The sequence below is a fragment of the Shewanella sedimentimangrovi genome (assembly GCF_017354965.1).
In the GTDB taxonomy this organism is placed as follows: domain Bacteria; phylum Pseudomonadota; class Gammaproteobacteria; order Enterobacterales; family Shewanellaceae; genus Shewanella; species Shewanella cyperi.
Map to the genome: position 1 here is coordinate 3,275,718 of NZ_CP071502.1, position 22,126 is coordinate 3,297,843.

Annotated in this window: 16 protein-coding genes; 6 read left to right on the forward strand and 10 right to left on the reverse strand. The window is 57.5% G+C overall.

What is annotated here, in order from left to right; translation table 11 throughout:
- Positions 1 to 57: 57 nt before the first annotated feature.
- Positions 58 to 489: a thioredoxin TrxC gene (trxC, locus tag JYB85_RS14495; RefSeq protein ID WP_207320656.1), complete on the reverse strand. Its 432-nt coding sequence runs from the start codon at positions 487 to 489 to the stop codon at positions 58 to 60.
- 124 nt (positions 490 to 613) lie between these two features.
- Positions 614 to 1,576 carry a tetratricopeptide repeat protein gene (locus tag JYB85_RS14500; RefSeq protein ID WP_207379851.1) on the reverse strand — a complete coding sequence of 321 codons (963 nt, stop codon included), beginning with the start codon at positions 1,574 to 1,576 and terminating at the stop codon, positions 614 to 616.
- Between the two features lie 173 nt (positions 1,577 to 1,749).
- Here JYB85_RS14500 and JYB85_RS14505 point away from each other — a divergent pair, with 173 nt between their 5' ends.
- The gene (locus tag JYB85_RS14505; RefSeq protein ID WP_207320658.1) at positions 1,750 to 2,613 is read left to right on the forward strand and encodes a hypothetical protein; all 864 of its coding nucleotides are present in this window, start codon (positions 1,750 to 1,752) and stop codon (positions 2,611 to 2,613) included.
- Between the two features lie 8 nt (positions 2,614 to 2,621).
- Here the strand turns inward: JYB85_RS14505 and JYB85_RS14510 are convergent, their stop codons facing one another.
- Positions 2,622 to 3,500 carry a hypothetical protein gene (locus JYB85_RS14510; RefSeq protein ID WP_207379852.1) on the reverse strand — a complete coding sequence of 293 codons (879 nt, stop codon included), beginning with the start codon at positions 3,498 to 3,500 and terminating at the stop codon, positions 2,622 to 2,624.
- 72 nt (positions 3,501 to 3,572) lie between these two features.
- Positions 3,573 to 5,495 carry an alpha/beta hydrolase family protein gene (locus JYB85_RS14515; protein ID WP_207379853.1) on the reverse strand — a complete coding sequence of 641 codons (1,923 nt, stop codon included), beginning with the start codon at positions 5,493 to 5,495 and terminating at the stop codon, positions 3,573 to 3,575.
- A gap of 225 nt (positions 5,496 to 5,720) precedes the next feature.
- Here JYB85_RS14515 and JYB85_RS14520 point away from each other — a divergent pair, with 225 nt between their 5' ends.
- Positions 5,721 to 6,221 (forward strand): Hcp family type VI secretion system effector, encoded by a 501-nt coding sequence (locus JYB85_RS14520; protein WP_207379854.1) that lies wholly within the window; start codon positions 5,721 to 5,723, stop codon positions 6,219 to 6,221.
- A gap of 111 nt (positions 6,222 to 6,332) precedes the next feature.
- A complete protein-coding gene (locus JYB85_RS14525; RefSeq protein ID WP_207379855.1) occupies positions 6,333 to 7,016 on the forward strand; it encodes a glutathione S-transferase family protein in 684 nt (227 codons plus the stop codon).
- Positions 7,017 to 7,143: 127 nt separating this feature from the next.
- Here the strand turns inward: JYB85_RS14525 and JYB85_RS14530 are convergent, their stop codons facing one another.
- Together JYB85_RS14530 and JYB85_RS14535 are read right to left on the reverse strand one after the other, a co-directional pair.
- Positions 7,144 to 8,334: a class I SAM-dependent methyltransferase gene (locus JYB85_RS14530; protein ID WP_207379856.1), complete on the reverse strand. Its 1,191-nt coding sequence runs from the start codon at positions 8,332 to 8,334 to the stop codon at positions 7,144 to 7,146.
- Between the two features lie 125 nt (positions 8,335 to 8,459).
- On the reverse strand, positions 8,460 to 9,596 hold the full coding sequence (locus JYB85_RS14535) for an endonuclease/exonuclease/phosphatase family protein (RefSeq protein ID WP_207379857.1): 1,137 nt from the start codon (positions 9,594 to 9,596) through the stop codon (positions 8,460 to 8,462).
- A 170-nt stretch (positions 9,597 to 9,766) separates the two neighbouring features.
- Between JYB85_RS14535 and JYB85_RS14540 the strand changes: the two genes are divergently transcribed.
- On the forward strand, positions 9,767 to 11,494 hold the full coding sequence (locus tag JYB85_RS14540; protein ID WP_207379858.1) for a sensor domain-containing diguanylate cyclase: 1,728 nt from the start codon (positions 9,767 to 9,769) through the stop codon (positions 11,492 to 11,494).
- A 65-nt stretch (positions 11,495 to 11,559) separates the two neighbouring features.
- Here the strand turns inward: JYB85_RS14540 and JYB85_RS14545 are convergent, their stop codons facing one another.
- Together JYB85_RS14545 and JYB85_RS14550 are read right to left on the reverse strand one after the other, a co-directional pair.
- Positions 11,560 to 11,922, reverse strand: a complete 363-nt coding sequence (locus JYB85_RS14545; RefSeq protein ID WP_207379859.1) for a cupredoxin domain-containing protein — start codon at positions 11,920 to 11,922, stop codon at positions 11,560 to 11,562.
- A 13-nt stretch (positions 11,923 to 11,935) separates the two neighbouring features.
- A complete protein-coding gene (locus tag JYB85_RS14550; protein ID WP_207379860.1) occupies positions 11,936 to 14,185 on the reverse strand; it encodes a heavy metal translocating P-type ATPase in 2,250 nt (749 codons plus the stop codon).
- Positions 14,186 to 15,008: 823 nt separating this feature from the next.
- On the opposite strand from JYB85_RS14550, the gene JYB85_RS14555 reads away from it, so the two are divergent.
- Both JYB85_RS14555 and JYB85_RS14560 read left to right on the forward strand, forming a co-directional pair.
- Positions 15,009 to 15,353: a hypothetical protein gene (locus tag JYB85_RS14555; RefSeq protein ID WP_207379861.1), complete on the forward strand. Its 345-nt coding sequence runs from the start codon at positions 15,009 to 15,011 to the stop codon at positions 15,351 to 15,353.
- Positions 15,354 to 15,419: 66 nt separating this feature from the next.
- Positions 15,420 to 16,100 carry a hypothetical protein gene (locus tag JYB85_RS14560; RefSeq protein ID WP_207379862.1) on the forward strand — a complete coding sequence of 227 codons (681 nt, stop codon included), beginning with the start codon at positions 15,420 to 15,422 and terminating at the stop codon, positions 16,098 to 16,100.
- Between the two features lie 1,075 nt (positions 16,101 to 17,175).
- On the opposite strand, the gene mrcB is transcribed toward JYB85_RS14560, so the two are convergent.
- Positions 17,176 to 19,482, reverse strand: a complete 2,307-nt coding sequence (mrcB, locus tag JYB85_RS14565) for a penicillin-binding protein 1B (RefSeq protein ID WP_207379863.1) — start codon at positions 19,480 to 19,482, stop codon at positions 17,176 to 17,178.
- A gap of 74 nt (positions 19,483 to 19,556) precedes the next feature.
- Positions 19,557 to 22,076, reverse strand: coding sequence for an ATP-dependent helicase HrpB (gene hrpB / locus JYB85_RS14570; RefSeq protein ID WP_207379864.1), 2,520 nt, complete (start codon positions 22,074 to 22,076; stop codon positions 19,557 to 19,559).
- Between the last annotated feature and the right edge of the window lie 50 nt (positions 22,077 to 22,126).

The following is a 22,126-nucleotide window of genomic DNA, read 5'->3' on the forward strand; positions in this document are numbered from 1 at the left end:
GGGAAATAATGCCGTCACATAATAGCCAGTCCGGGGTGTTAAGGCGATGGGCTACGGTCAAGCGGCGGGCAAATGTTGCTTAAGCCATTGCTGCAATGCCTGTTTGGGCATGGCGCCCGCCTGGCTTGCCAGCAACTTACCCTGTTGGAACAGCATGAGGGTGGGGATTGAGCGTATGCCAAACCTGGCGGCCAGCGCCTGCTGCGACTCGGTGTTGAGCTTGCCGAGCCGTAAGCCAGGCTCCATTTCCGCAGCGCATTGCTCAAAGATGGGGGCGAATTGGCGACAGGGGCCACACCAGGGGGCCCAGAAATCCACCAGCAGCGGCAGTTCCGAGCGGTTCGCATGGGCGGCAAAATTGGCCTCGGTTAGCTCCAGGGGCCGCCCCAGGAACAGCGACTGTTTACAGCCTCCGCACTTGGGGCCCTGGGTCAGGCGCTCGTCGGGTACCCGGTTCAGGGCAGAGCAATGGGGGCAGGCTATCAGCATAAGGGCTCCTGATAAGGCGAGGACAGGGTTATGACATTGATATGGGGCCACAGCGGCCAAACTCAAGCCAGCAGCCTGGCCGCCAAAGCACTCATACGGACAACAACTCTGAATTGCCAGCGACTCAGGCCTTAAGTCTTTTCTTCAAGGCCTTGAGCTCCCGTTTAAGCTCTCCATCTTCACGCTTCTCGGCCTGCGCTTTGGCCAACCAGTCCCTGGCACCGGCTTTATCTCCGAGTTGCTCCGCCAGTTGGGCACGTCTGAGCTGCACCCAGCCCTGGTATCGCTCCGGGATTTGCTGCAACAATGGCGCCAATGCCTGTATGGCCTGCTCCGTGTTCAACTTGCCTTTCACCGCGTGCTTGGCAAGCTGGTAACGCAAGTCCGTGTGCTGTTCGGGATCCTGTTGCGGCCAGGTCAGGGCCTCGCTCAGTATGGCCAGGGCGCGTCCGTGATCTTCTTCATGGAAGTGCGCCTCCAGCAGTGCCAGTTGGAGATCCTGGGGAAACGCCCGCTTGGCCTCAGCCATCTGGCGTTCAAAGCCGGCTTTGTCTTCCTGTACCTGCAGGTATTGCAACATGGCCAGCTGGCCCTCATGGGCTGAGCGTGCTTGTATCTGCTTGGCCAGCGCCAGGGCCTTATCCCTGTCGCCGCCCACCATCCCAGGAGCATGCAGATAGAAGCCAAACAGGGATTGCATGACCTCCAGATCTTCCGGTGCCAGCGCGTGAGCCTGTTCGTAGGCTGCCAGCCCCTTGCCCGCCAACCCGGGGGCGGAAAAGATCGAAGCCCTCTGGGCCAATATGATATAAATGTTCCCGGCAAGAAACTGGGCCTTGGCCTCCCCGGCATGCTTCAGCAGAAAAGGGGCAAGCTCCTCCTCGGCATCATCCTCCCGTTCCAATTGCACCAAGGCCTTAAGGCGGTAACCATATAACTCTGCACCGGCATTGCTCTCAATGGCCAGCAGCGAAGGGTAATCCTTGGCCTGCCACAACTGCTCCGCCTCAGAGAGATCCAGCGCTGACGCGGATAAGGGCCAGCACAGTGCCAAGATCAGGGGCGATAACGCAAACGGTATTTTCATTCCAACTCCTTGGAAATTAGTAAGTTTGTTTTCGACCCAGCCAGGAGTAGAAAGTTCCAGCCTAATGGCGTTTGTCTTGGCTGACAGTTTTGGCCGGATACAAATTTGAGCAGACATAAACCGCCATTTCGACTAGGCTTGCAGCTAATACTTTAGTACCGCTTCAGGCCTCTATGTCTCTGTCCTTTCATGCCCCGGTCGCCGGCATTGTTCGCATCACCGCATTGTGCACCTTGCTGGCAAGTGGCACGGCAATGGCCGAGCATGCCTATCCATTGCAGGCAAGACTGATTGCCGACTATACCCTCCAAAATGAGGAAGAATCGGACACCCTGGCAATACATATATTGGCGGCGCTGGAGCGTTTGAGTCAGGGCAAGTTGCAGTTTGAAAACCAGTTTGCCCCCCAAAGTCGTGCCTGGCTTGAACTGACCAAAACCGACAACAGCTGCATGTTCAACCAGATAAAAAACGCCGAGCGGGAGCAAAAAGGCATTTACAGTCGCTACCCCATGATACTGTACCCGCCATTACGTCTGGTGCAGGCGAAAACCAATGATGCCGAAATGCAGCCTGTGGATCTGGAGCATTTTGAACCTCAGGGTCATATTGGCATTATCAGGGGGCGCTCCTATGGGGTTTATCTGGACCGCATTATCCAAACCCATCCGGAATGGTTTTACGTGCGCAGCAGCATGGATGCCACCGACAGGCAGGTGCAAATGCTGGTCGCCGGTCATTTGCAGGCACTGCTGGAATACAGCCGCACGGTCACAGGTTACCTGAACCGGATGCACAGTGGTTTTGAATACACAGCCGCACCCATAAAGTACGTCGATCAAAGCATGAAGGGCTATATAGTTTGCAGTAAAACCGCCCGGGGGCAGGCCATCATAGACGAGATTGACAAGGTATTTGAGCTGCCACAAATGCAGGCGGCACAACTCAGGTTCCATCTGGAATACTTTGGTGATGCCGAGGCCAGACTGTTGGCTCCTGAGCTGAAGGCCCTGTATCGGCAAGCCGCCAGCCACTGACGGCAAGACTAGTCCTTTGAGGGGATAATCAAAATCCGGCTGAGATTATCATTCCACAAACGAATGATCTTTCTGGTTTTATCCTTATTCCAAAAACATTTTCCGAACAGGATAATGCCCGCCCCTTCCAGCTCTGCCCTGTCGCTGATGCCAAAGCGCTTGAGCAGCGCAGCACTGAATTTGTCTATGGGGATCCCCAGGTCACGACAATCGGCGGGATTCAGCCAGGCCATGGCCTTGTCGGCATGGGACAAGGTGCCCCAATACATCTTGGGGCTGCCACGCTCGTTGGGCTCGGCGTCGGCAAAGTTGACGAACAGGTTTTTGGCCCGCCAGCGATATTTCTCGTCCGTGTAGACCCACAGATCCGAGCTGGCCAATTCACTGCCCCTCAGCAGACTTTTGAGGATCTTGCCAAGCCCCAGCGCTGCCACCTTGGGTGCGGCAGCATCGGCAAGCTTTGAGCTTGAAGCTTCCGTCCCCGTGGCACCGCCTTTGGGCTTGGCTTCTGCTCCCTGGTTAGCAGTGCCCTGGCCTTCATTCTGACGGCTGTCCCGGCGCACGGGCTCGGTAACCGGGGCCGAGAAATCCAACCGCAGGGCGTCGCTTTCATCCAGGGCCTGGGCCAGTTCGCGCAGCGCCTGCTCGGCTTCGGTGCGACCGGTCGAAGGCCTGAACTCAGGGCAGTCATCGGCGTGGTACAAGGAACCGAAACAGGCCTGCTTGCCATCACTGGACGCCCGCCGAAAATAGGCCTTGGCGCCACAGCCGGGGCAAAACAGCGACTGGCGCAAACTTTCCTGCTCTGCCTCCGTCAGCGCCTGGAAACCAAACACACTGTAGGTAACAGCCGGCCCGTTCTCGGGCTGACAACGGGCATCCAGCATGAATAAGCTCCAGTGAAATCAGTTAGATCAATACTGCCCCAGCAGCTACACCCAGGCAAGCGTCGCCCTGGGTCACAGCAGCAGCTGTTTGTCCAAAAATGCCTTGATGGCACTCAAGGTTTTCAGCCGGTGCGCCTGATGTGACAGGTGGTGATCGCCATGTTCCAGTTCAATGTATTGGACATCCTTGCCCGCACCTTTCAGGGCGCTGGCCATGTCACGACTGTGGGTCACGTTAACCACTTCATCATCGCCACCATGAATGAGCAGCACAGGACGGCTGAGTTTCTCGGCATGGCTGATGGGGGAACTGGCTTCCAGCGCATCGCTGTCACTGCCTAGTTGCGCTTTCACCACCTTATGATTGGTGAAGGCCCGTGAACGGCTGACCAGGAGTTCCAGATCCGTGACCGAGCCAAAACCTGCGGCGCATTTAAAGGTCTGTGGATGTTTTACCACAGCCATCAGGGCCGCATAGCCACCGTAACTGGCACCGACGGCGCAGATCCGTTTTTCATCGGCCAAGCCCTCTGCAATCAGATAATTGGCGGCATCCTGCAGATCGTCCTGCATCGCCTTGCCCCACTGCTGCAAGGCCGCCATCTCAAACGCATAGCCATAACCGCTGGAACCACGGAAATTGGGCTGCAGCACCAGATAGCCCTGCTCGGCAAACCACTGGGACCAATAATCGAAACCATCATAATCCCGGGCGTGTGGGCCGCCGTGGGGCAATATTATGGTCGGCATGGGTTTGTTGGCGGTCACATTCGACGGCAGTGTCAGGTAGCCTTCAATGACCAAACCATCCTTGGCCTTGAAGCTGATTTGCCTGGTTTCGTGCATGTGGGCCTCATCCACCTGCGGATAGCGGCTACCGATGTAATCCAGGCTGCCCGCCTTGCGATTGCCGATGAAATAGCTGCCGCTGTCTTTCTTGGACTCTGAATACAAGAGATAGCTATTGCCATCCCGGCTCATATCCAAAATGGAATTGAAGGCATCGGGAATGGCCGCCGCCAATGAGCGCTGCAGTTTACTCAGATCCTTATCCCAGTAGACCCGACTGTCGGGGGCATTGCTGTGGGTAAAGCCAGCCACCTTGCCACTGACGGAGGAATACACCAGGCTGCCGGCCACGTCATAGGTGTCATCGGCATAAACCAATTCCCACTCGCGCTTGGGATCGCTCAGGCGCAGGCGAAACAGGGCATCACGGCCCTCGTGCAGGGCGGTGAAATAAAGCACATCGGGATCCAGGTCAAAGCCCTTGATGGTGACGGTTTCGGGGGAAAACACTTCAAATTCAAACAGCCGTGTCCGGCCATCGTCACCAAGCAAATCATAGAATTGAGTCGTTTCATCCCGACCGATGGCTATTCGAACTTTTCCCTGCTCATCGGCAATCCAACCATGGACATTGCTGCGTGGCCTTTCTATCAAACGACGCTTTTTGCTTTTAATGTTAACCCGATACACCGCCGGCTGATTGACCACCGTGTAGTCCAGCGCCATCAATATTTCTTCGGGCTCGTCCGGCAACAGGCTGATAATATTGTCCTGAAACTGAGGCTCGTTATCCCCCGGCTGGGTTCTGAGTACCGGCATCAGTTTCTTTTCATCATTGATGCTGTAGCGAAACAGCCGGGTAACGGCGAAACGCACCCCACGTACATATTTGATATCTTTGATAGATATCAACAGGTCTTCATCATTGGCCCAGACGAAGTAATTGAGGAATACCTCTTTGTTATCCCCCTTGGCCACCATTTGCTGCTTGCGTTGCTCAAGATCGTAGATGACCAGGGTCAGCTCGCCCTGGTTATTCATCACATAGGCCAACTTGCTGCCATCGGGGGTCATTTCAAAACGCCCCAGATCAGGTAAGCTGCCATAGGCTTCGACGGGTAAAGGAAGAGTTACGGGGGCATTTTCAGCCGCCTGGGGGGCTCCCAGGACCAAAAACTGCAGCAACAGGGCATAGAATAAGCGCATAGTGACAATGACAGAATCAGAGCCACAAGCACCCCGATCCGGTCCAACTCCTTTTGTTAATAAAGACCCAACCCCGATATTCCCTTTCAGGTCTGCGGGGCAAATTGATCGAAGGTCAAAGTTTACAGAAAAATTGGTTGGCTGGCAGTGCTTTTGACTGGGCTGACTGCTTGTTTTTACTATACTTAGGCCCAGCTTAGAGAGCTAAAGACGGGAGAAGTAATCATGAGCGCATGTTTCAGGCTGCTGACGTTAATATTGGCACTTCCCATATTGAGTGCCCAGGGCGCCGCCTTTCTTAAAATTGGTGATATCAAGGGAGAAAGCACTGCCCCATCCCATCAGGATGAGATTGATTTGCTGGCCTGGTCCTGGGGCGCCAACGGCAATTTACAAACCAAGTGCGTTGAAGAATTACACATCATCAAGTACACCGACAGTGCCACTGTGGATCTCTTGCTGGGACAAATGACGGATACCGTCTTTCCCGAAGCCAAGTTGAGCATGAATCGTCAGGGTGACAAGCGCGACTATTTTGAACTCAGGCTGAAAAACGTCACCGTCAGTGATTACAGCTCAGGGGTCAATGGCGAGCAGAACCGGCTGACGGAAAGTTTGAACCTGAATTTTTCCGAAATTACCGTCAGTTACCGTCGACAAATATCCGATGGCGAACTCGGTGAGCCGGAAGAAACCACCCTGTTCCCCAGCAAAAAGTGTGAGTAAGCCAGCACACTGACAGCGCAGGAAAATTTTTACAAATCCCAGACTTTCCGGGGCTAGCCAAGGCCGCCTAAAGCGTGAACAATGGAGCTCCTGCAAACAAAGGAGCCCTTCATGCCCATCCTCTACATTGCCAACAAGAATTACTCCTCCTGGTCATTGCGCCCCTGGTTGCTGTTGACCGAACTCGGCATTCCCTTTGAGGAACGGCTGGTGCCCTTTGGCGACGACAATAGTGCCAGTTTCGGCCAATTCTCCCCCACAGCCAAGGTGCCTTGCCTGGATGATGAGGGACTGCTGGTGTGGGACTCGTTGGCGATAGTGGAATACCTCAATGAGCAATATGCCGGTGTCTGGCCCGAGAACCCAAAGGCCCGGGCCTGGGCCCGCTGCGCCAGCGCCGAGATGCACTCGGGCTTTGGCCAAATCCGTAACCTGTGCAGCATGAACTGCGGCCTGAGGGTTAAATTGCACCACTGGAGCCCCAAGCTCTCAGCCGAATGGCAGCGTATCGATGCCCTGTGGCGTCAGGGACTGCATGATTTTGGCGGCCCTTTCCTGGCCGGTGAGCATTTCAGCGCCGTGGATGCGTTTTTTGCGCCACTGGCCTTCAGGGCCCAAAGCTACCAGCCCAGTCTGTCCATGGAAGCCAATGCCTGGGTACAGCGGATGCTGGCCCTGCCCGGTATGCAGGCCTGGTACAAGGCGGCCCTGGCAGAGCCCTGGCGCGATGCCGACCACGAAGCGGAAGCGGCGGCAGCCGGCGTGCTGTTGCAGGACATGCGTGCCCCGGTTTAATCCGGTTTAAGTGAGCTGAATAAGTGGTCTACATAAATAGGCAGAAATAGAAAAGGCGGCCCTGTGGCCGCCTTTTTCTTGCTCGCAAGCAGATGATGGTTACCAGCTCCTGGTTACCAAACCCTGGTTACCAAACCCTGGCCACCAGCCCCTTGAGGTAGAAACCTTCGGGGAAGGCGCCGCCTATGGGATGGTCCGCCGCCTGGGACAGGCGCTCGGTAAACTGAATATCGCGTTTGGCATCCAGGGCCGCGTCGGCCACGATTTTCTGGAACAAGTCAGCCGGCATCAGGCCGGAGCAGGAGAAGGTCAGCAGCACACCGCCGGGATTGAGCAGCTGCATGGCAATCATATTGATGTCCTTGTAGCCGCGACAGGCGCCATTGAGCTGGGCCTTGTTGTCGGCAAATTTGGGCGGATCCAGCACTATCACGTCGAAGGTGCGGCCCTCGTCCCGGTATTGGCGCAGCAGCTTGAACACGTCGGCCTCATGGTAGTTCACCATGCTGTCGTCGAGACCATTGATGGCCATATTGTGCTTGGCCGTTTCCAGCGCCAGGGTCGACACGTCGACGTTTTCAATGCTGGCGGCCCCGGCCTTGGTGGCGTAGAGGCCAAAGGTGCCTGTGTAACAGAAGCAGTTGAGCACCGACTTGCCCTTAACGAAGCGGGCCGCCATGGCGCGGTTGTCGCGCTGGTCCAGATAAAAGCCCGTCTTGTGGCCCTTGGTGACATCCACCGAAATCTTGATGCCGTTCTCTTCAATGATGACGGGCATGGGCGGTAGCTCACCGTGCAGCAGCCCAGTGGTCAGCGGCAGGCCTTCCTTCTTGCGGGAATCCACATCGGAGCGCTCATAAATGGCGCAGTCCGGGTACAACTCGGCGAGCACGGAGACCAGGGTATCGCGCCAGAAATCGGCACCGGCGGACAGCAATTGGCACACAAGCACATTGGCGTACCTGTCAATGGTGATCCCCGGCAGGCCATCGGACTCGGCGGCAATCAGGCGATAACCTGTCAGGCCCTGCTCGGCGATGAGCTCATCCCTGCCCAGTTGGGCACGGCGGATTCGGCGAACAAAGAAGTCCCGATCGATTTCCTCTTCACGGTTGAAGCTCCAGATCCGCACCTGGATCTGCGACTCCGGCGACCAGGCGCCGCGGCCAAGCCATTTGCCGTCATGGGCCACCACATCCACAGTCTCACCCAAGCCGGGCTGGCCCTTGATGTTGTGGATCCCGCTGGCAAATACCCAGGGATGGTGACGTTCGAGGGACTTTTCCCGTCCCGGTTTAAGTTTGATGCGGATAGCCATGGCCTTGCCCTTAAAAAACTGACTGCGGCCCGTGTCGCAACGGGCAGCAAAAAAGTGGGGTCCAAACAGGATGGCGCATTTTACCCGCTTTGACCGCCCATGGGGCGTGTGGGGCCATTTATTTTTTAGCGTTTTTCCCTGGGGCTTAAGGTCACACAGACGGCGGCATGATCCGAGCTTTGGCTGTCACGCTCATACAAGGGAGCGCGCAGATGCTCATCGAACAGCTCAAAATTCACCACATCCGCCAGGGCCGAGCTTAAGCTGCCGTCAAATTCCGCCGACAGCAGAATATGATCCAACACGCTGCCCCTGGGGCCCAGGTAATGGGTTGGCCGCACTTGCCAGTCGGTGCCGGGACTTTGCTGCCTGAGCCAGTGCAGGAACAGCGCGGCACCGTCATGGAGCCCAAAGGCAGCAGCGCCGGCCTCAAAATCGGCCTCACTCAGCGAGGTCAATTCGGCCCTGTCCCTGGGATGAATATCGGCGGCGCCGGTATTGAGCCCGGCAAATTCGGGGCGGGTCAGCTCGCCATTGAAGTCCCCCAGGATAACGAAGGGGTTGCCGCTTTCCAGGCGACGGCTCTGCACATTGTGGTACAGCAGCATGGCCTCGGCGCTGCGGCGCAGGGTGGAAGAAAAACGCCCCAGGGCGCTGTGGGTCAGCAACCGGGCTATGTGTGCATTGGCGCCCTTTTTTTCGGTCAAGGCGTTGTCGGTTACGGCATTGTCTGTCATGGCAGGCAGCTCGGCCAACTCAAACCCGGGCCTTTGGGATTTAAGGTGCACCACGTAGACATCCAGTTTGCCAAGGTCCGGCAGCCGCACAGTCCCCCGCAGCACAGTGCGGCTGAAGCGAAAATCGGCGGCAAGTCCCAGCAGCGGCAACAATTTGGGTTCAGGTTGCAGCGCCGCCAACTCCACTATGGGATAGCGACTGGCCAGGGCCACCACAGGACTGTGCAGCACATGCTCATCTCCGGCAGGCGTGTCCACCAGCGCAAAGTGCGGATAGTTGAGTTCCCACAGCAAGCGCTCCAGGGCCTGAGGGCTGAACACCTCCTGCAGTCCCAGCACATCGGCCTGCAACGATCCCAAGCAGTGGCGCAGCCAGGCACACTTCTTCTGCCATTGCTCCTGGCTGTAGATACGATCGAATTCATAGGCCGCCAGGGGCGGCTCGATAAAATTGAATAAATTGAGGCTGGCCAACTTTATTTGGGCCTTTTGCCCCCTTGCCGCTTCATGCCCTTCGGGCGCCATGGTCACAACCCATTCGGCTCAGTACTTGCTGGCAAGATAACAAAGATTGACATGCCGCGACAGCCAATCCCCGGACTCCGGCTTGCCCCGCAAGAATATTTACCCACAAAGCAATAGGGCTGCCATACTTAATCCACTGAATTCCATGGCACAACCAATATAACCAAACAATGATGCGCAGCCTCTTTCTATTATTTGGCCTGTTGTGGCCCCTGTGTGCCCTCGCCATCAGGGCACCGGAGAGCCAACTCGCGCCGACCAAATACCTGGATATCAGCAGCCAACAAGCCATCATGGCCGAGCATCTGTGGCAGCTTCGCGAAGAACAGCAACGGCTGACACCAGAGCAAGTGCTGGCCTACTATCGCAGCGGCTTAATGCAAACGGCCGGCGAGGGAGTGCCGGCCTTTGGCATAGGTTCGAGCCCGGTGTGGCTCCTGCTGCCGCTGATAAATCCGGGAACCGGGGACAGCACCCGCGTGCTGCAACTGGGCGTTCCCTGGACCGATGAAATTCAGCTGTGGCAATTGGGCCCCGACCAGGATCAGGAATTTGTTTTGGGGGACAGCTTTCCCGGCCGCCCCTACAGGGAACGTTTACCGACCCTGACGCTCACCCTGGCGCCGGGCGAGACCCTGCTGATGCTGCGGGCCGAGTCCAAGGATCCTTTGGTACTGCCCCTGACCCTGATGCCCCCTGAGGTCCAGCGGCAAAGCAACAGTTTCTATCAGTACAGTTATGGCTTTTTCTATGGCGCCATCAGCATCCTGATGGGCTACAACCTGATGCTGTATGTGGGCATGCGCAGCCGCAGCTACTTGCTTTATTCTCTGTTTTTACTGAGTTTCCTGTTTACCAATCTCAGCTATACCGGCCATGGCATGCTCTGGCTCTGGCCCTCTGGCCCCCATTGGCAGCAATGGCTCAATCCGTTGCTGATGACCCTCTTCTGCACCATGGGCCTGCTGTTTGCGCTGCGCTTTTTGCAGATAGGCAAACTCAGGCCAGGGTTACGGCTTATCGTCCTGGGGCTGCTGGGGGTGATTTGGCTGATGCAATTGTTGGCACTGGCCTTTGACAGCCGCACTCTGTCGCTGATCCTGGCCTTCGATCTGGTGCTGTTTTTCTCGCTGCTGATGCCGCTGCTCGGCGCCATATCTTTGGCCTCGGGCAACTACACCGCAAGGCTGTTTTTACTGGCGTCCCTGTCCTCCATGGTGGGCTGCGCCATTACCGGGCTGGCGGTGCGTGGCATTATCCCCTTCAATCAGTTCACCTTCCGGATAGCCGAAATTGGGGTCTTGATAGACATGATATTGCTGGCACTGGCGCTGGCGGAAAAATTCCGTATTGCTGAGCGCCAGCGCCTGGCGGCGGAGCAGCAGGCCAGAATTGACCCGCTGACCGGACTCATTAATCGCCGCGCCTTTGATGAGCAGATCCGTCCCTGGGTCGCCCAGGGTCACAAGTGCCATCTGGGGCCGGCGCTGCTGATGCTGGACATAGACAGATTCAAAACCATCAACGACACCCTGGGGCATGCCCTCGGTGACAAGGTGCTGACCGATATTGCCACCTGTATCAAGCAGTCACTTCGCAGCCAGGATATTTGCGGACGCTGGGGTGGCGAGGAGTTTGTGATCCTCCTGCCCGAAACCGGACTCCATGCCGCCGAAACCATAGCCGAGCGGATCCGCACCAATATTGCCGCGCTGAATATCGGCGGCGAAAGCGCCGATCTCAGTGTCAGTGCCAGCGTGGGGCTGTGCGTCGATACCGGCTGCCGCACCCCGGTGGAAAGCCTAATCCGCCATGCCGACCAACTTATGTACCTGGCCAAACAGGATGGGGGAAACCGGGTCTACTGCGATCACAAAGACATGGCGGTAACGGCATAATCCCCATTCAACCGCCGCTGGTCGCTGCTACGGCAGTGATAGACCCCTACACTCCCCCGGTATTGTCAGCCCTGTTGCTCTACCAGCAGGGTGCCGCGATACATTTGCATCTGACAATGAAAGGCATACTCCCCAGGGGCCAGCGCCGGCAATTGAATTGTCTTGGCCTTGTTCAGCGGCAAGGTCTCACTGAGCTGCAACGTCGGGAACAGTAAGGTTTCAGCACAGGGAGAGGGGTCCTTGCGCATAAAGATCAGCCGCAGCGGCGTTTGGGCCGCGACTTTAATCCGTGCCGGCGAGTAGGTGCCGTTTTCCACCAGGATCACCAGCTCCTCCGAGGCCTGAGAGCCTGTCCTGGGGCGATACAGCCAGAACCACCAGACTATCAGGGCTATCAACAGCAGACCGCCAAGATTTACCATCCACATAATGCTTTTCCTCTCAGTGGCGCTGGGCCTTGAACAGCCGCAAGCGGTTGGCGTTGCTGACCACGGTCAGGGACGAGAAGGCCATGGCCGCACCGGCTATGACGGGGCTCAGCAGCAGGCCGAAAACCGGGTACAGAATGCCGGCGGCTAAAGGCACACCGGCGGCGTTGTAAATAAAGGCGCCAAACAGGTTTTGCTTGATGTTCCTGAGGGTGGCCTTGCTGACGGCGATGGCATCGGCCAAGCCGTGCAGCGAGCCGCGCATCAGGGTGATATCGGCGCTTTCAATGGCAACATCCGTGCCCGTGCCAATGGCAAACCCCACATCGGCCATCGCCAGAGCGGGGGCATCATTGATGCCATCCCCTGTCATGCCGACGATTTCCCCCGCCATTTGCAACTCCTGCACCTTGCGGGATTTATCCTGGGGCAGCACCTCGGCAAAGTATTCGCTGATGCCAACCTTGGCCGCCACGGCCCGGGCTGTGGCGCGATTGTCACCCGTGATCATCACCACCCGGATCCCGTCCTTTTGCAACCGCCTGATGGCGTCAACCGAATCGGGCTTGATGGGATCGGCCACGGCTATGATGGCCGCCAACTGCCCATCCACAGCCAAATACATGGGGGTCTTGGCTTCATCGGCCAGGGCCTGCACAGTCTCAAGCTGCTTATCCGGATTGATGCCCCGTTCGCGCATCAGCTTTTCATTGCCCAGCAGCAGCTTGTGTTTCTCGACCTCCCCTTCTACCCCATGGCCGGCAAGAGCATTGAATTGGCTCAGTTTGCCCGGGGTTATCCCCTGCTCCCTGGCCGACGCCACCATGGCCAGCGCCAGCGGGTGCTCAGAGCCGCTCTCCAGACTGGCGGCCAGCCTCAGCACGTGCTGGCGCTCAAATGAGCCCAGGGGCAGGACATCGGTGATCTTGGGTGAACCCAGGGTGATGGTGCCTGTCTTGTCCAGGATCATGGCGCTGATCCTGGATGCGGTCTGCAACGCCGCGCCGTTACGGATAAGGACCCCGACCTCGGCCGCCTTGCCAACGCCGACCATCACCGACATGGGGGTCGCCAGCCCCAGGGCGCAGGGGCAGGCAATGATAAGCACTGTGGTGGCCGACACCATGGCAAAGGCGACCGATGGCTCCGGGCCCACATTGAGCCAAACCAGGGCACTCAGCACCGCAATGATCATGATGGCGGGGACAAAATAAGCCGAGATCACGTCGGCCAGGCGGCCTATGGGGGGCTTGGAGTTTTGCGCGCGCCGGACCATTTCAATAATCTGTGCCAGGGCTGTGTCTTTGCCGACCCGGGTGGCACGGAACAACAGGGTGCCGGTCTTATTGAGCGTACCGGCCACCACTTCGTCGCCGATACCTTTTTCCACCGGCATGGGTTCCCCCGTCAGCATGGATTCATCCATGGCACTGTGGCCTTCGATAACCTGGCCATCCACGGGAATTTTTTCCCCCGGGCGCACCCGCACGCTATCCTCCAATTTGACCAGCTCTATGGCTATGTCCTGTTCCACGCCATCCCGTATGACCCGGGCGGTTTTAGCCTGCAAACCTATCAGCCGCTTGATGGCTTCCGATGTCCTGCCCCGGGCCTTGATTTCCAGCGCCAATCCCAGGTCAATCAACCCTATGATCATGGCCGTGGCCTCAAAATACACATGGCGGGCCATTTCCGGCAGCAGCTGCGGCAGCAGCACCACTGTCATGGAATACAGCCAGGCCGTGCCCGTACCAAGGGCTATCAGGGTATCCATGTTGGCGGTATGATTTTTCAAAGATTGCCAGGCCCCCACATAAAAGTGCCGGCCAGAGAACAACATCACCGCCAGGGTCAACAGCCCCACGACCAGCCAGGCCAACTGCTCGGCGCCTGAGTTGATCGTCATGTCGCCGACAACCAGGCTGTAGAGCATCAACGGTACCCCCAGCCCCAGCGCGGCCGCCATGTCCCGCATAAGCTTGCGGTAATAGGCCAAGTCCGCCTGCTCCCGCTCGGCCATGGCATCCACCGCCGGTTCCAACAAGCTGGCGTGATAACCGGCCGCCTCCACCGCCCGGATCAGGGCCTCCGTTGCCGCTGTGCCGCTGACGGTCACTGTCCGATCGGCTAAGTTCATTTCCGCCTTGCTGACGCCGCTGACCGCCGTCAGGGCCCGTTCAATCTTGCCAACGCAGCTGGCACAGCTTGCGCCATCGATGATCAATTGACATTCGTTTGAGGTGACAGCCCTTGATTTGCTCATGTGCAGTTATCCTTGCCGTTGATCCCGCCCAACATCGCCCGCAGTGCCATCTTGGCCCCGGCTCGTCGCCGTTAAACTGGCCTGTGAGGTGGCAAATGCCCTGTTCGCCGGGCGCTTAAAATAAAGCGCAAAGACTCCGCTTCCCAGGTCCAATAGAGCTTGTCGCTGTTTGCCTGCCTTGTCGGCCGCAGCAGCCTCAAGCGGGGGCAGTGGCGCACCGTAACGGCCATGGAAGACAGGGCGATGGCAAGCTCCAATACTTTCATCTGCAGGACTTTTTCTCTTACCCGTGTATTCAGCATAGACCTGTGTCTTACACCCAGGTCAAGCGTGAATTTGTCGCGGGATTTTGTTTCCCGTACCTCTGTGCTGACACTTGTTTCTACCGAGGAATAGGGGCGCCAGAGTACGGCACCAAAGGCTGAAGCCCCACGACTTTGTGCCGCTGACACAGCGGCTATCTTGTGCTTTTGTGCAACTTCCAACACGGGAAGTAATCAATCACCTGCCGTGGGTGCTGTGCACGGATGCACCAATGTCGCGGTCGCATGGATGCGAAGGAGCGACCTTTCGCACTGCCACACCAGTGCTTGATGAAAGGTGTTCCACTCAGGCATTCGCGTTACGTTTTGACATAGCCTTGTCTAGCAAGCTACTGAATAAAGTAGATCACGAGAATACTCGCATTCAGAGAAAATTTATCTGGACTAAATCGCGCAACTTCATAATTATAAAACCAATTCGGATTCTCGCTTTACAATAGTCAAAGGGCTGCATCGCGGTGATAAACGAGTGTTCTCATTATTAAATTGTTAGGCATCATATGGAAGATACCGACGATCTTGAAACGTGGATCATTGAGCTCGGAGACGAGATCATCCACAAAGCACATTCAGCGGGAGCATTGAGCCTCAGCCCCGCTGAGAGCGCAATCTACGATTTCTGGGCAGTGGACTACGCAGTCAGAAATGCTGGCAATATGGATATCCTTGAAGATCTCCGACCAGCTGCGGCAGTGAATTTAGCGCAGTATTTACGTGGAATAGGGTATTTAGAGTTGGCGTCATACATGGATGGGTTGTCATCAGCTGGTGATCAGTGTGACTCTTATTACTTGAGATTCAAAAGACTGTGCGAGGCACTACAAGGGGCATTGTCTCGCGCTTAACATTTCCACCAAACTTGCTTCGTAGCACGGATTAATTCATGCGTTAGAATTTTAGGAGAGAACATGGTGAACCCAGACATTAGTGATCTTTTAATTCACACCAAATCTGAAATTGAATTATTAACGCAACAATCAAACAATGGTGAAATAAACAAAGTCTCACTTAAGAATATCCTAGAAAACTTACGAAGCATTCTTGATTACCATAGTGAAGATATATCAATCAAGCTAAAGGAAAAGCAAATATCCGTGCCAGACAAAGTGTATTTCCCATATGAACAAAGGGAAAATCACTTCAAAAAAAGCATTGATAAAAATCTCCCTAAGCTTAAAAAAATTAATAATAACCTTTATACCGTAATTGAGAATGCACAGCCATTTAAAGCACATGACAATTGGATCATTGATTTATGTTCACTGACTAATGAAGCAAAACACAATCATCTATCAAAAACCGAAAATCAAAAGAGTGTTACGGTTCGACAAGGAAACTTCATTCATATCGAAGGTGGACGGAATATAACCTTATATAATAATTATGCTAATGGTGTCCGATTAGATGATGTTTTTGTCGACAACAATGGAGAAGTAAATATTGTTAAACATTCTGACACAACATTAGTAATTGAAAAACACAGAATTATGTTTGATGGTAAATCAGTTGAAGTCATTCCGTTTTTAAATAAATGTCATGAAAAAATGACAACTCTTACCGAAAACATTACTGAACAATTTGCGAAATTCTAACAGGTTGGGGTGGGATCGATACGCACTCTCACAAAAGATTAAAAGGGATCAGAGCCATTATATTTAATGTTCGACTTCGCAATTCGGTGGCCCTTATTGCTCGCATAGGCTCAACCCGGCCTGAAGTCGAGAAGTTGCTGGCCACAACAGATTGTCCTTACGTCCACGCGGTGAATAGTCGACCTACCGGCCGAAGCAAGTCGTGGTGTTCCACACCACACCGGGCAAGGGGCTTTGCACGTCCAAAGCCCCTTGCAACCCAAAGGACGCCCGCGACGAAGCGGAAAGCCCCTCGGGCATTTGACGCCTTCCCGCTACCGCGTCAGACGCTCATCCCTGATTCGACTGACGCTGCCTCGGCGTCCATGCCTCGGCCACGCTTCAGGCATCAATGCCCTTCGGCCGCTTCAAGCGGGTTCGGTGTACTATGCGAGCACAGAGTTATGCCAGTCTTTGTTTGATCGATTGTCACCGGCACACAAAGTCAGACAATAATCGTTCCCACCCAACTAACATTAAACTAGCAAAGAAATTCAAAGAAATATGATGAAGTCTGACTGTTGCACCGTTTCCCCCTTCGGAGCCGCTGAGGGGGTTGGGCAAGAAACGGCAACAACCGAGGCATGGATGCCGAGGTAGCGACAGTCGAGCATGGAGGCGAGTCTGTCGCGTTGGCCGTTTCGCCCATAAACCCGAAGGGCTTTCGGCTCCGGCTGGGGGCGGCGGGGAGATCCAAGAGGGGCTCGCTGTTGAGCCCCTTTTGGCCGGGTGTGGGTTGGAGACCCACGACTTTGTGCCGCTGGCACAGCGGCTATCTTGTGCTTTTGTGCAACTTCCAACACGGGAAGTAATCAATCACCTGCGGTGCGCTTTCGCACTGCCACACCCGTGACACGGCGTGAATCCGTCCATGGAGCCTCCCCTCGCCATCCATGGCTCGGACGGTCACTGGTGTGGCAGTGCTATTAATTGGCGTTCCACTCCAGCCAATGTGAAACAGGCAATCTATCCCAAAACATAACTGCAATAGCTGATATTGCACAGGATTACTCTAGCTTGCCGTCCTAGGTGAGCCTTAGCCACCCAGGATCCGCTTCCACCAGGGCAGCGGATCGCCGCAATTGGCAGCGGGATGCCAACTCTCAGCCCGTGCTGGGGCCGCCACCACACCTCGGCACTGCTTTTCCATCGCCTTGCCGGTGGCGGGATCGAAGTAACCGTTCACTATGCCGTTCTCCGGCGTCATCCTCAGGCTCACCGGCGGCCTTTGCTGCAGGAAGGCCTGGTAGATGGCCATGGCGCCGCTGGAACCATAAAGGCTGGTCTTGCCGTTGTCGTCACGGCCGACCCAGACGGCCGCCACGTTACGCTCGTCAAAACCGGCGAACCAGGAGTCGCGACTGTCGTTGCTGGTGCCCGTCTTGCCCGCCAGCACCTGCCCCGGGAAGGCGGCGCCGAGCTTGGCGGCCGTGCCCTGACTGACCACCTTGGTCATGGCGTATTGCACCAGGAAGGCGGTTTCGGGCGTCAAGCCCTGGCTGGCCGAAGGCCGGCTTGCGGCCAGGGGCTCATTGTTGCTGTCGAGCACATCGGTCACAGCGACAAGGGAGCGGTAACGACCATTGTCGGCCAGGGTTTGATAGATCTGCGCCACCATCAAGGGCGAACCGTTGACCGCCCCCAGCAGCATGGAAGGATAAGGGTTCACGGGTTCAGTCCAACCCACCTTGTCCATTGTGGTTGCCACCGAATCCACCCCTATGGCCATGCCCAGGTTCACAGTCGGCACGTTCATCGACTTGCTGATGGCGGTGAGCAGGCTTACCTGGCCGCTGAACTGCTTGTCGACGTTTTGCGGTGACCAGGTCTTGCCCTGCTCGTTGGTGAGGGTGATGGGCTCATCCTTGATGGGGGTCAGCAAGTGATACTTGTCGCCCTGATCCAGCGCCGTGGCATAGACGAAAGGCTTTATCAGTGAACCTATGGGTCGGCGCATTTCGCTGGCCCGGTTATAGCCTTCAAAATCCGGATGGCGGTCGCCCACCATGGCGGCTATGCCGCCGGAATACTTGTCGGTGACCACCATGGCCGCCTGCAGCTGGGGACTGTCCTTGCCCAGACGCTTCATGGTGTCACGCACCGCCTGCTCCGCCGCTTCCTGGGCCACGGGATCCAGCGTGGTGTAAACCTTGATGCCGGAGGTTTTCAGCAGACTGTCGCCCCAACGTTGGGCCAGTTCCTGCTTCACAGTGGCGAAGAAGGCCGGCAACTTTTGATGCACCGGTTTGTCGGCCCGGCGCAGCCCCAGCGGCGACTCGGCCGCCACCTGATAGTCCTGTACCGACAGCTTGCCGGCCTCCATCAAGAGCCGCAGCACCAGATCGCGCCGCTCCTGGGCCCGCTCGGCAAAACGCCAGGGATTGTAATAGGACGGGCCCTTGATCACCGCCACCAGAAACGCCTGCTGCGCCAGCGTCAGCTCGGCTATGGGGCGACCGAAATAGAACTGGGACGCCAGACCCATGCCGTGGACGGCGCGGGACTTGTCCTGGCCCATGTAGACCTCGTTGAGGTAGGCCTCAAGGATCTCGTCCTTGCTGTAGCGGAAGTCGATGATGATGGCCATCAGGGCTTCGCGCAGCTTACGGATAAGGGAGCGCTCGCTGGAGAGGAAGAAGTTTTTCGCCAGCTGCTGGGTCAGGGTCGAGCCGCCCTGCACTGTGCGGCCGGCACTGATATTGACGAAGGCCGCCCGCAAAATGGCAAAGGGATTGATGCCATGGTGATCGTAGAAGCTGCGATCTTCCACCAGGATCAGCGCGTCCACTATGGACTTGGGGATCTCGGCGGTGGGCACAAACAACCTGTCCTCACCGTCACCGGCGATGATCCGGTCCAGCAATACCGGCTCCAGATGGAATACCGCCAACTCGCGTTTATCGCTCTGGCGCGCCACTGAGGCCACGCCGTCACTGTTAAAGCTTATCATCACCCGCTCGGCACTTTTACTGCCTTGGGGATGGCGGAAGGGACGGCGCCAGAGATCGATGCGCGTGCTTGACGCGGAAAACTCCCCCACCTGACGCGGATTGGCCACCTTGCGGTAACCCAGCAGCTTGAGTTCGTCCATCAACTGGGCGTGACTCACGGCGGCGCCGGGATACAGGGCCATGGAGCGGCTGAAGACCTGGGCCGGCAAATACCATTTCTGGCCCTCAAACTTGCGGGCAATGATCTGGTCGAGATAAATGCTGTACATGACCAGAGCCGCCATGGCGACAAGGGCCAACTTCCAGCCCAGGGACCAGCTGCGCTTAAGCCAGGAGGGTTTGGCTGCGGCCTTGGTGCGGCCGCGTTTTTTGCTCACTTTCTTTACTGTCATTTGTTCACTGTCAATGCGTTACTGTGCTTGCGATGCCGGCATATGCCCATCGCCATCTCCCTGTCCGTTGCGCCTCAGTCGGCGGAATTGGCCAGGGTCTTTTTCTTGGTAAATTTGGTCGGCAGCGTCCCGGCGGGATCGTCCGGCCACAAATGTTTGGGGTAGCGGCCGCGCATCTCTTTCTTGACCTCCACATAGGGGCCGGCCCAGAAGCTGGCCAGATCGGCGGTCAGTGCCAGGGGGCGCTGGGCCGGGGACAAGAGCTCCATGGTCAGCTTCAACCGCCCCTGGGCCAGCACAGGGGTCTGGGCCATGCCGTAGGCCTCCTGCAATCTGACCCTGAGCAGGGCCCGGCCATCGGCCTCGTAGCGGATCGGTGCCCGGGTTCCGGTGGCCATGGGGTAATGGGTCGGCAACGCCTCGTCCAGCAGCTGCTTTTGCTGCCAATTGAGCCCCTGCTCCAGCAACCGGGCACAGTTCAGGGCCTTGAGTTGCTCCAGGTTATTGACCTGCTCCAGATAGGGCGCCAGCCATTGCTCAAGCCGGGCCAACAGTCCCTGCTCGCTGCAATCGGGCCAGTCACCGCCGAGCAGTTCGGCGGCCAGATCCAGGCGCTGACAGATTTGCTGAAAATCTTCGTCCAAATTCAGCTGGCCCAAGCCCTTGCTGCGGATCCTGTCGAGCCAGGCGGCGGTTTTCAGCGCCCGCGGTACAGACTGCAGCTGCGTGCGTTTCAGCACCAGTTGCCCGAGTTTCAGTTGCCGCTCGGCGACAAAACGCCCCTTGGCCTCATCGAAACCACTGTGGTCGTGCTCAAGGGTCAAAAACGCCAGCGGTCCATCGAGCCAGCGCGGGTCAAAATCGGCGGCGAGCCAGATGCGGCCACTGCTGCGGCCCTCGGTCTCGCCAAAGTCCGCCACCACCAGCATGGGGGCCTGGCTTAAGGGGTCGCTCTCATCCAGGGACACACCCGTGCCGTTGGCGAGCAAAAAGCCCTGCTGACCGCGTGCCAGGGCAATGCGGTCGGGGAAGGCCAGCGCCAGCAGCAGGCCCATGTCCCTTGGGTGGGCTTCGCGCTGCACCTGGGCCAGATCGGCACTCAGCCCCAGCTTGGCCAGCCACTGACGCACCTGCTGGGCACTCTGGCCCGTGGTGCCAAACCTCAGGTAGTTGCTGATATCGGCCCCGAGCCTTGGCAGGCCGCGGCCCTCGAGGATCGCCGCCAGCACACAGGCCAGCGGTGCCAACAGGGGGTCATCCAGTTCCCGCGCCAACAGCCTGGACTTGAGCAGCATGTGCGCCAGACGCGGATGGCAACCCAGCTTGTGGGCCTCGCGCCCTAGGGGCGTCAGCTTGCGCTCGGCATCCACCAGCTCCAGACTGTGCAGCAGTTCCCAGGCCAGGGTCTCGTTTACAGACGGTGCCGGGCTCAGCAGCGGCAGCTCACCGAAGGCGCGCACGCCCCAGGCGGCGCATTCCAACGCCATGGACACCAGCTCGCCACGGGCGATTTCCGGCTCCTCGGCCCTGGCCATGCGGTCCTGCTCTTCCTGGCTCCAGAGCCGCAGGCAATAGCCCGGCGCCAGACGTCCGGCACGGCCTGCCCTCTGGGTACTGGAGGCCTGGCTGATGCGCCGCAGCGCCAGACGCGATACCCCGGTGCGGGGATTGAAGGCGGCCTGGCGCACCAGGCCCGAGTCCACCACCAGGGTCACCCCGTCTATGGTCAGACTCGATTCCGCCAGGTTGGTGGCCAGCACCAGCTTGCGCCGCCCGGAGGGATCCGGGCTCAGGGCCCGGTCCTGCTCGGCATTGCCGAGCTCGCCGTAAAGGGGACAGATGGCTATGTCACCCAGGCGTTCACCGAGGCGTTCGGCTATAACGCCCGCCAGGCGCTCGATTTCCGCCTTGCCGGGTAAAAAGGCCAGCACAGTGCCTGCGGCCACACCTTCGGGCAGCATGCCTTTGCCGCTCAGCAGCTCCAGCAGACTGGCGCCCATGTGCTCCAGCCAGTCCCGCTTGCCGGGAGCGCTGTAGCCCAGGGTCACCGGGAAACTGCGGCCCTCGCTTTGCAGCAGTTTGGCGTCCGGCATCAAGGTCGTTAACGGCAAGCCGCTGAGGGTGGCCGACATGGCCAGAATGCCAAGGTCGTCCCGCAGGGAGGATTGCACCTCCAGCGCCAGCGCCAAACCGAGATCCGTGCTCAGGTGCCGTTCGTGGATTTCATCGAAAATGATCAGCGCTATGCCGGATAATTCGGGATCGTCCTGGATCATCCGGGTCAAAATCCCTTCGGTCACCACCTCAAGGCGGGTATGGCGGCTGACCTTGCTGTCACCGCGCACCCGGTAACCCACCTCGGCGCCGAGTTCACAACCGCGCTGGGCGGCGATAAAACGCGCCACCGAGCGGGCCGCCACCCTTCTGGGCTCCAACATCAGGATCTTGCCGTCAAGTTCCGGCCAATCGAGCATGGCCAGCGGCAGCGCCGTGGATTTACCGGCACCTGTGGGAGCTTCGAGAATAATTTGCTTATGGCTGGCCAGGGCCTGACGCAGCGGCGCCAGCAGGGCCGTAATGGGAACTTGGTTCAAATCCGCTCTGGGTGTGCAAATGGATGGCGGCCAGTGTACTAAGATTCCGC

Bases quoted from the DNA above. Each gene is read 5' to 3' on its own strand.
- JYB85_RS14515 (WP_207379853.1), bottom strand. From the start codon at position 5,495: ATGCGCTTATTCTATGCCCTGTTGCTGCAGTTTTTGGTCCTGGGAGCC.
- JYB85_RS14545 (WP_207379859.1), bottom strand. From the start codon at position 11,922: ATGTGGATGGTAAATCTTGGCGGTCTGCTGTTGATAGCCCTGATAGTC.
- JYB85_RS14540 (WP_207379858.1), top strand. From the start codon at position 9,767: ATGATGCGCAGCCTCTTTCTATTATTTGGCCTGTTGTGGCCCCTGTGT.
- JYB85_RS14505 (WP_207320658.1), top strand. From the start codon at position 1,750: ATGTCTCTGTCCTTTCATGCCCCGGTCGCCGGCATTGTTCGCATCACC.
- JYB85_RS14520 (WP_207379854.1), top strand. From the start codon at position 5,721: ATGAGCGCATGTTTCAGGCTGCTGACGTTAATATTGGCACTTCCCATA.
- mrcB (WP_207379863.1), bottom strand. From the start codon at position 19,482: ATGACAGTAAAGAAAGTGAGCAAAAAACGCGGCCGCACCAAGGCCGCA.
- trxC (WP_207320656.1), bottom strand. From the start codon at position 489: ATGCTGATAGCCTGCCCCCATTGCTCTGCCCTGAACCGGGTACCCGAC.
- JYB85_RS14525 (WP_207379855.1), top strand. From the start codon at position 6,333: ATGCCCATCCTCTACATTGCCAACAAGAATTACTCCTCCTGGTCATTG.
- JYB85_RS14530 (WP_207379856.1), bottom strand. From the start codon at position 8,334: ATGGCTATCCGCATCAAACTTAAACCGGGACGGGAAAAGTCCCTCGAA.
- JYB85_RS14500 (WP_207379851.1), bottom strand. From the start codon at position 1,576: ATGAAAATACCGTTTGCGTTATCGCCCCTGATCTTGGCACTGTGCTGG.
- JYB85_RS14510 (WP_207379852.1), bottom strand. From the start codon at position 3,500: ATGCTGGATGCCCGTTGTCAGCCCGAGAACGGGCCGGCTGTTACCTAC.
- JYB85_RS14555 (WP_207379861.1), top strand. From the start codon at position 15,009: ATGGAAGATACCGACGATCTTGAAACGTGGATCATTGAGCTCGGAGAC.
- JYB85_RS14535 (WP_207379857.1), bottom strand. From the start codon at position 9,596: ATGGCGCCCGAAGGGCATGAAGCGGCAAGGGGGCAAAAGGCCCAAATA.
- JYB85_RS14550 (WP_207379860.1), bottom strand. From the start codon at position 14,185: ATGAGCAAATCAAGGGCTGTCACCTCAAACGAATGTCAATTGATCATC.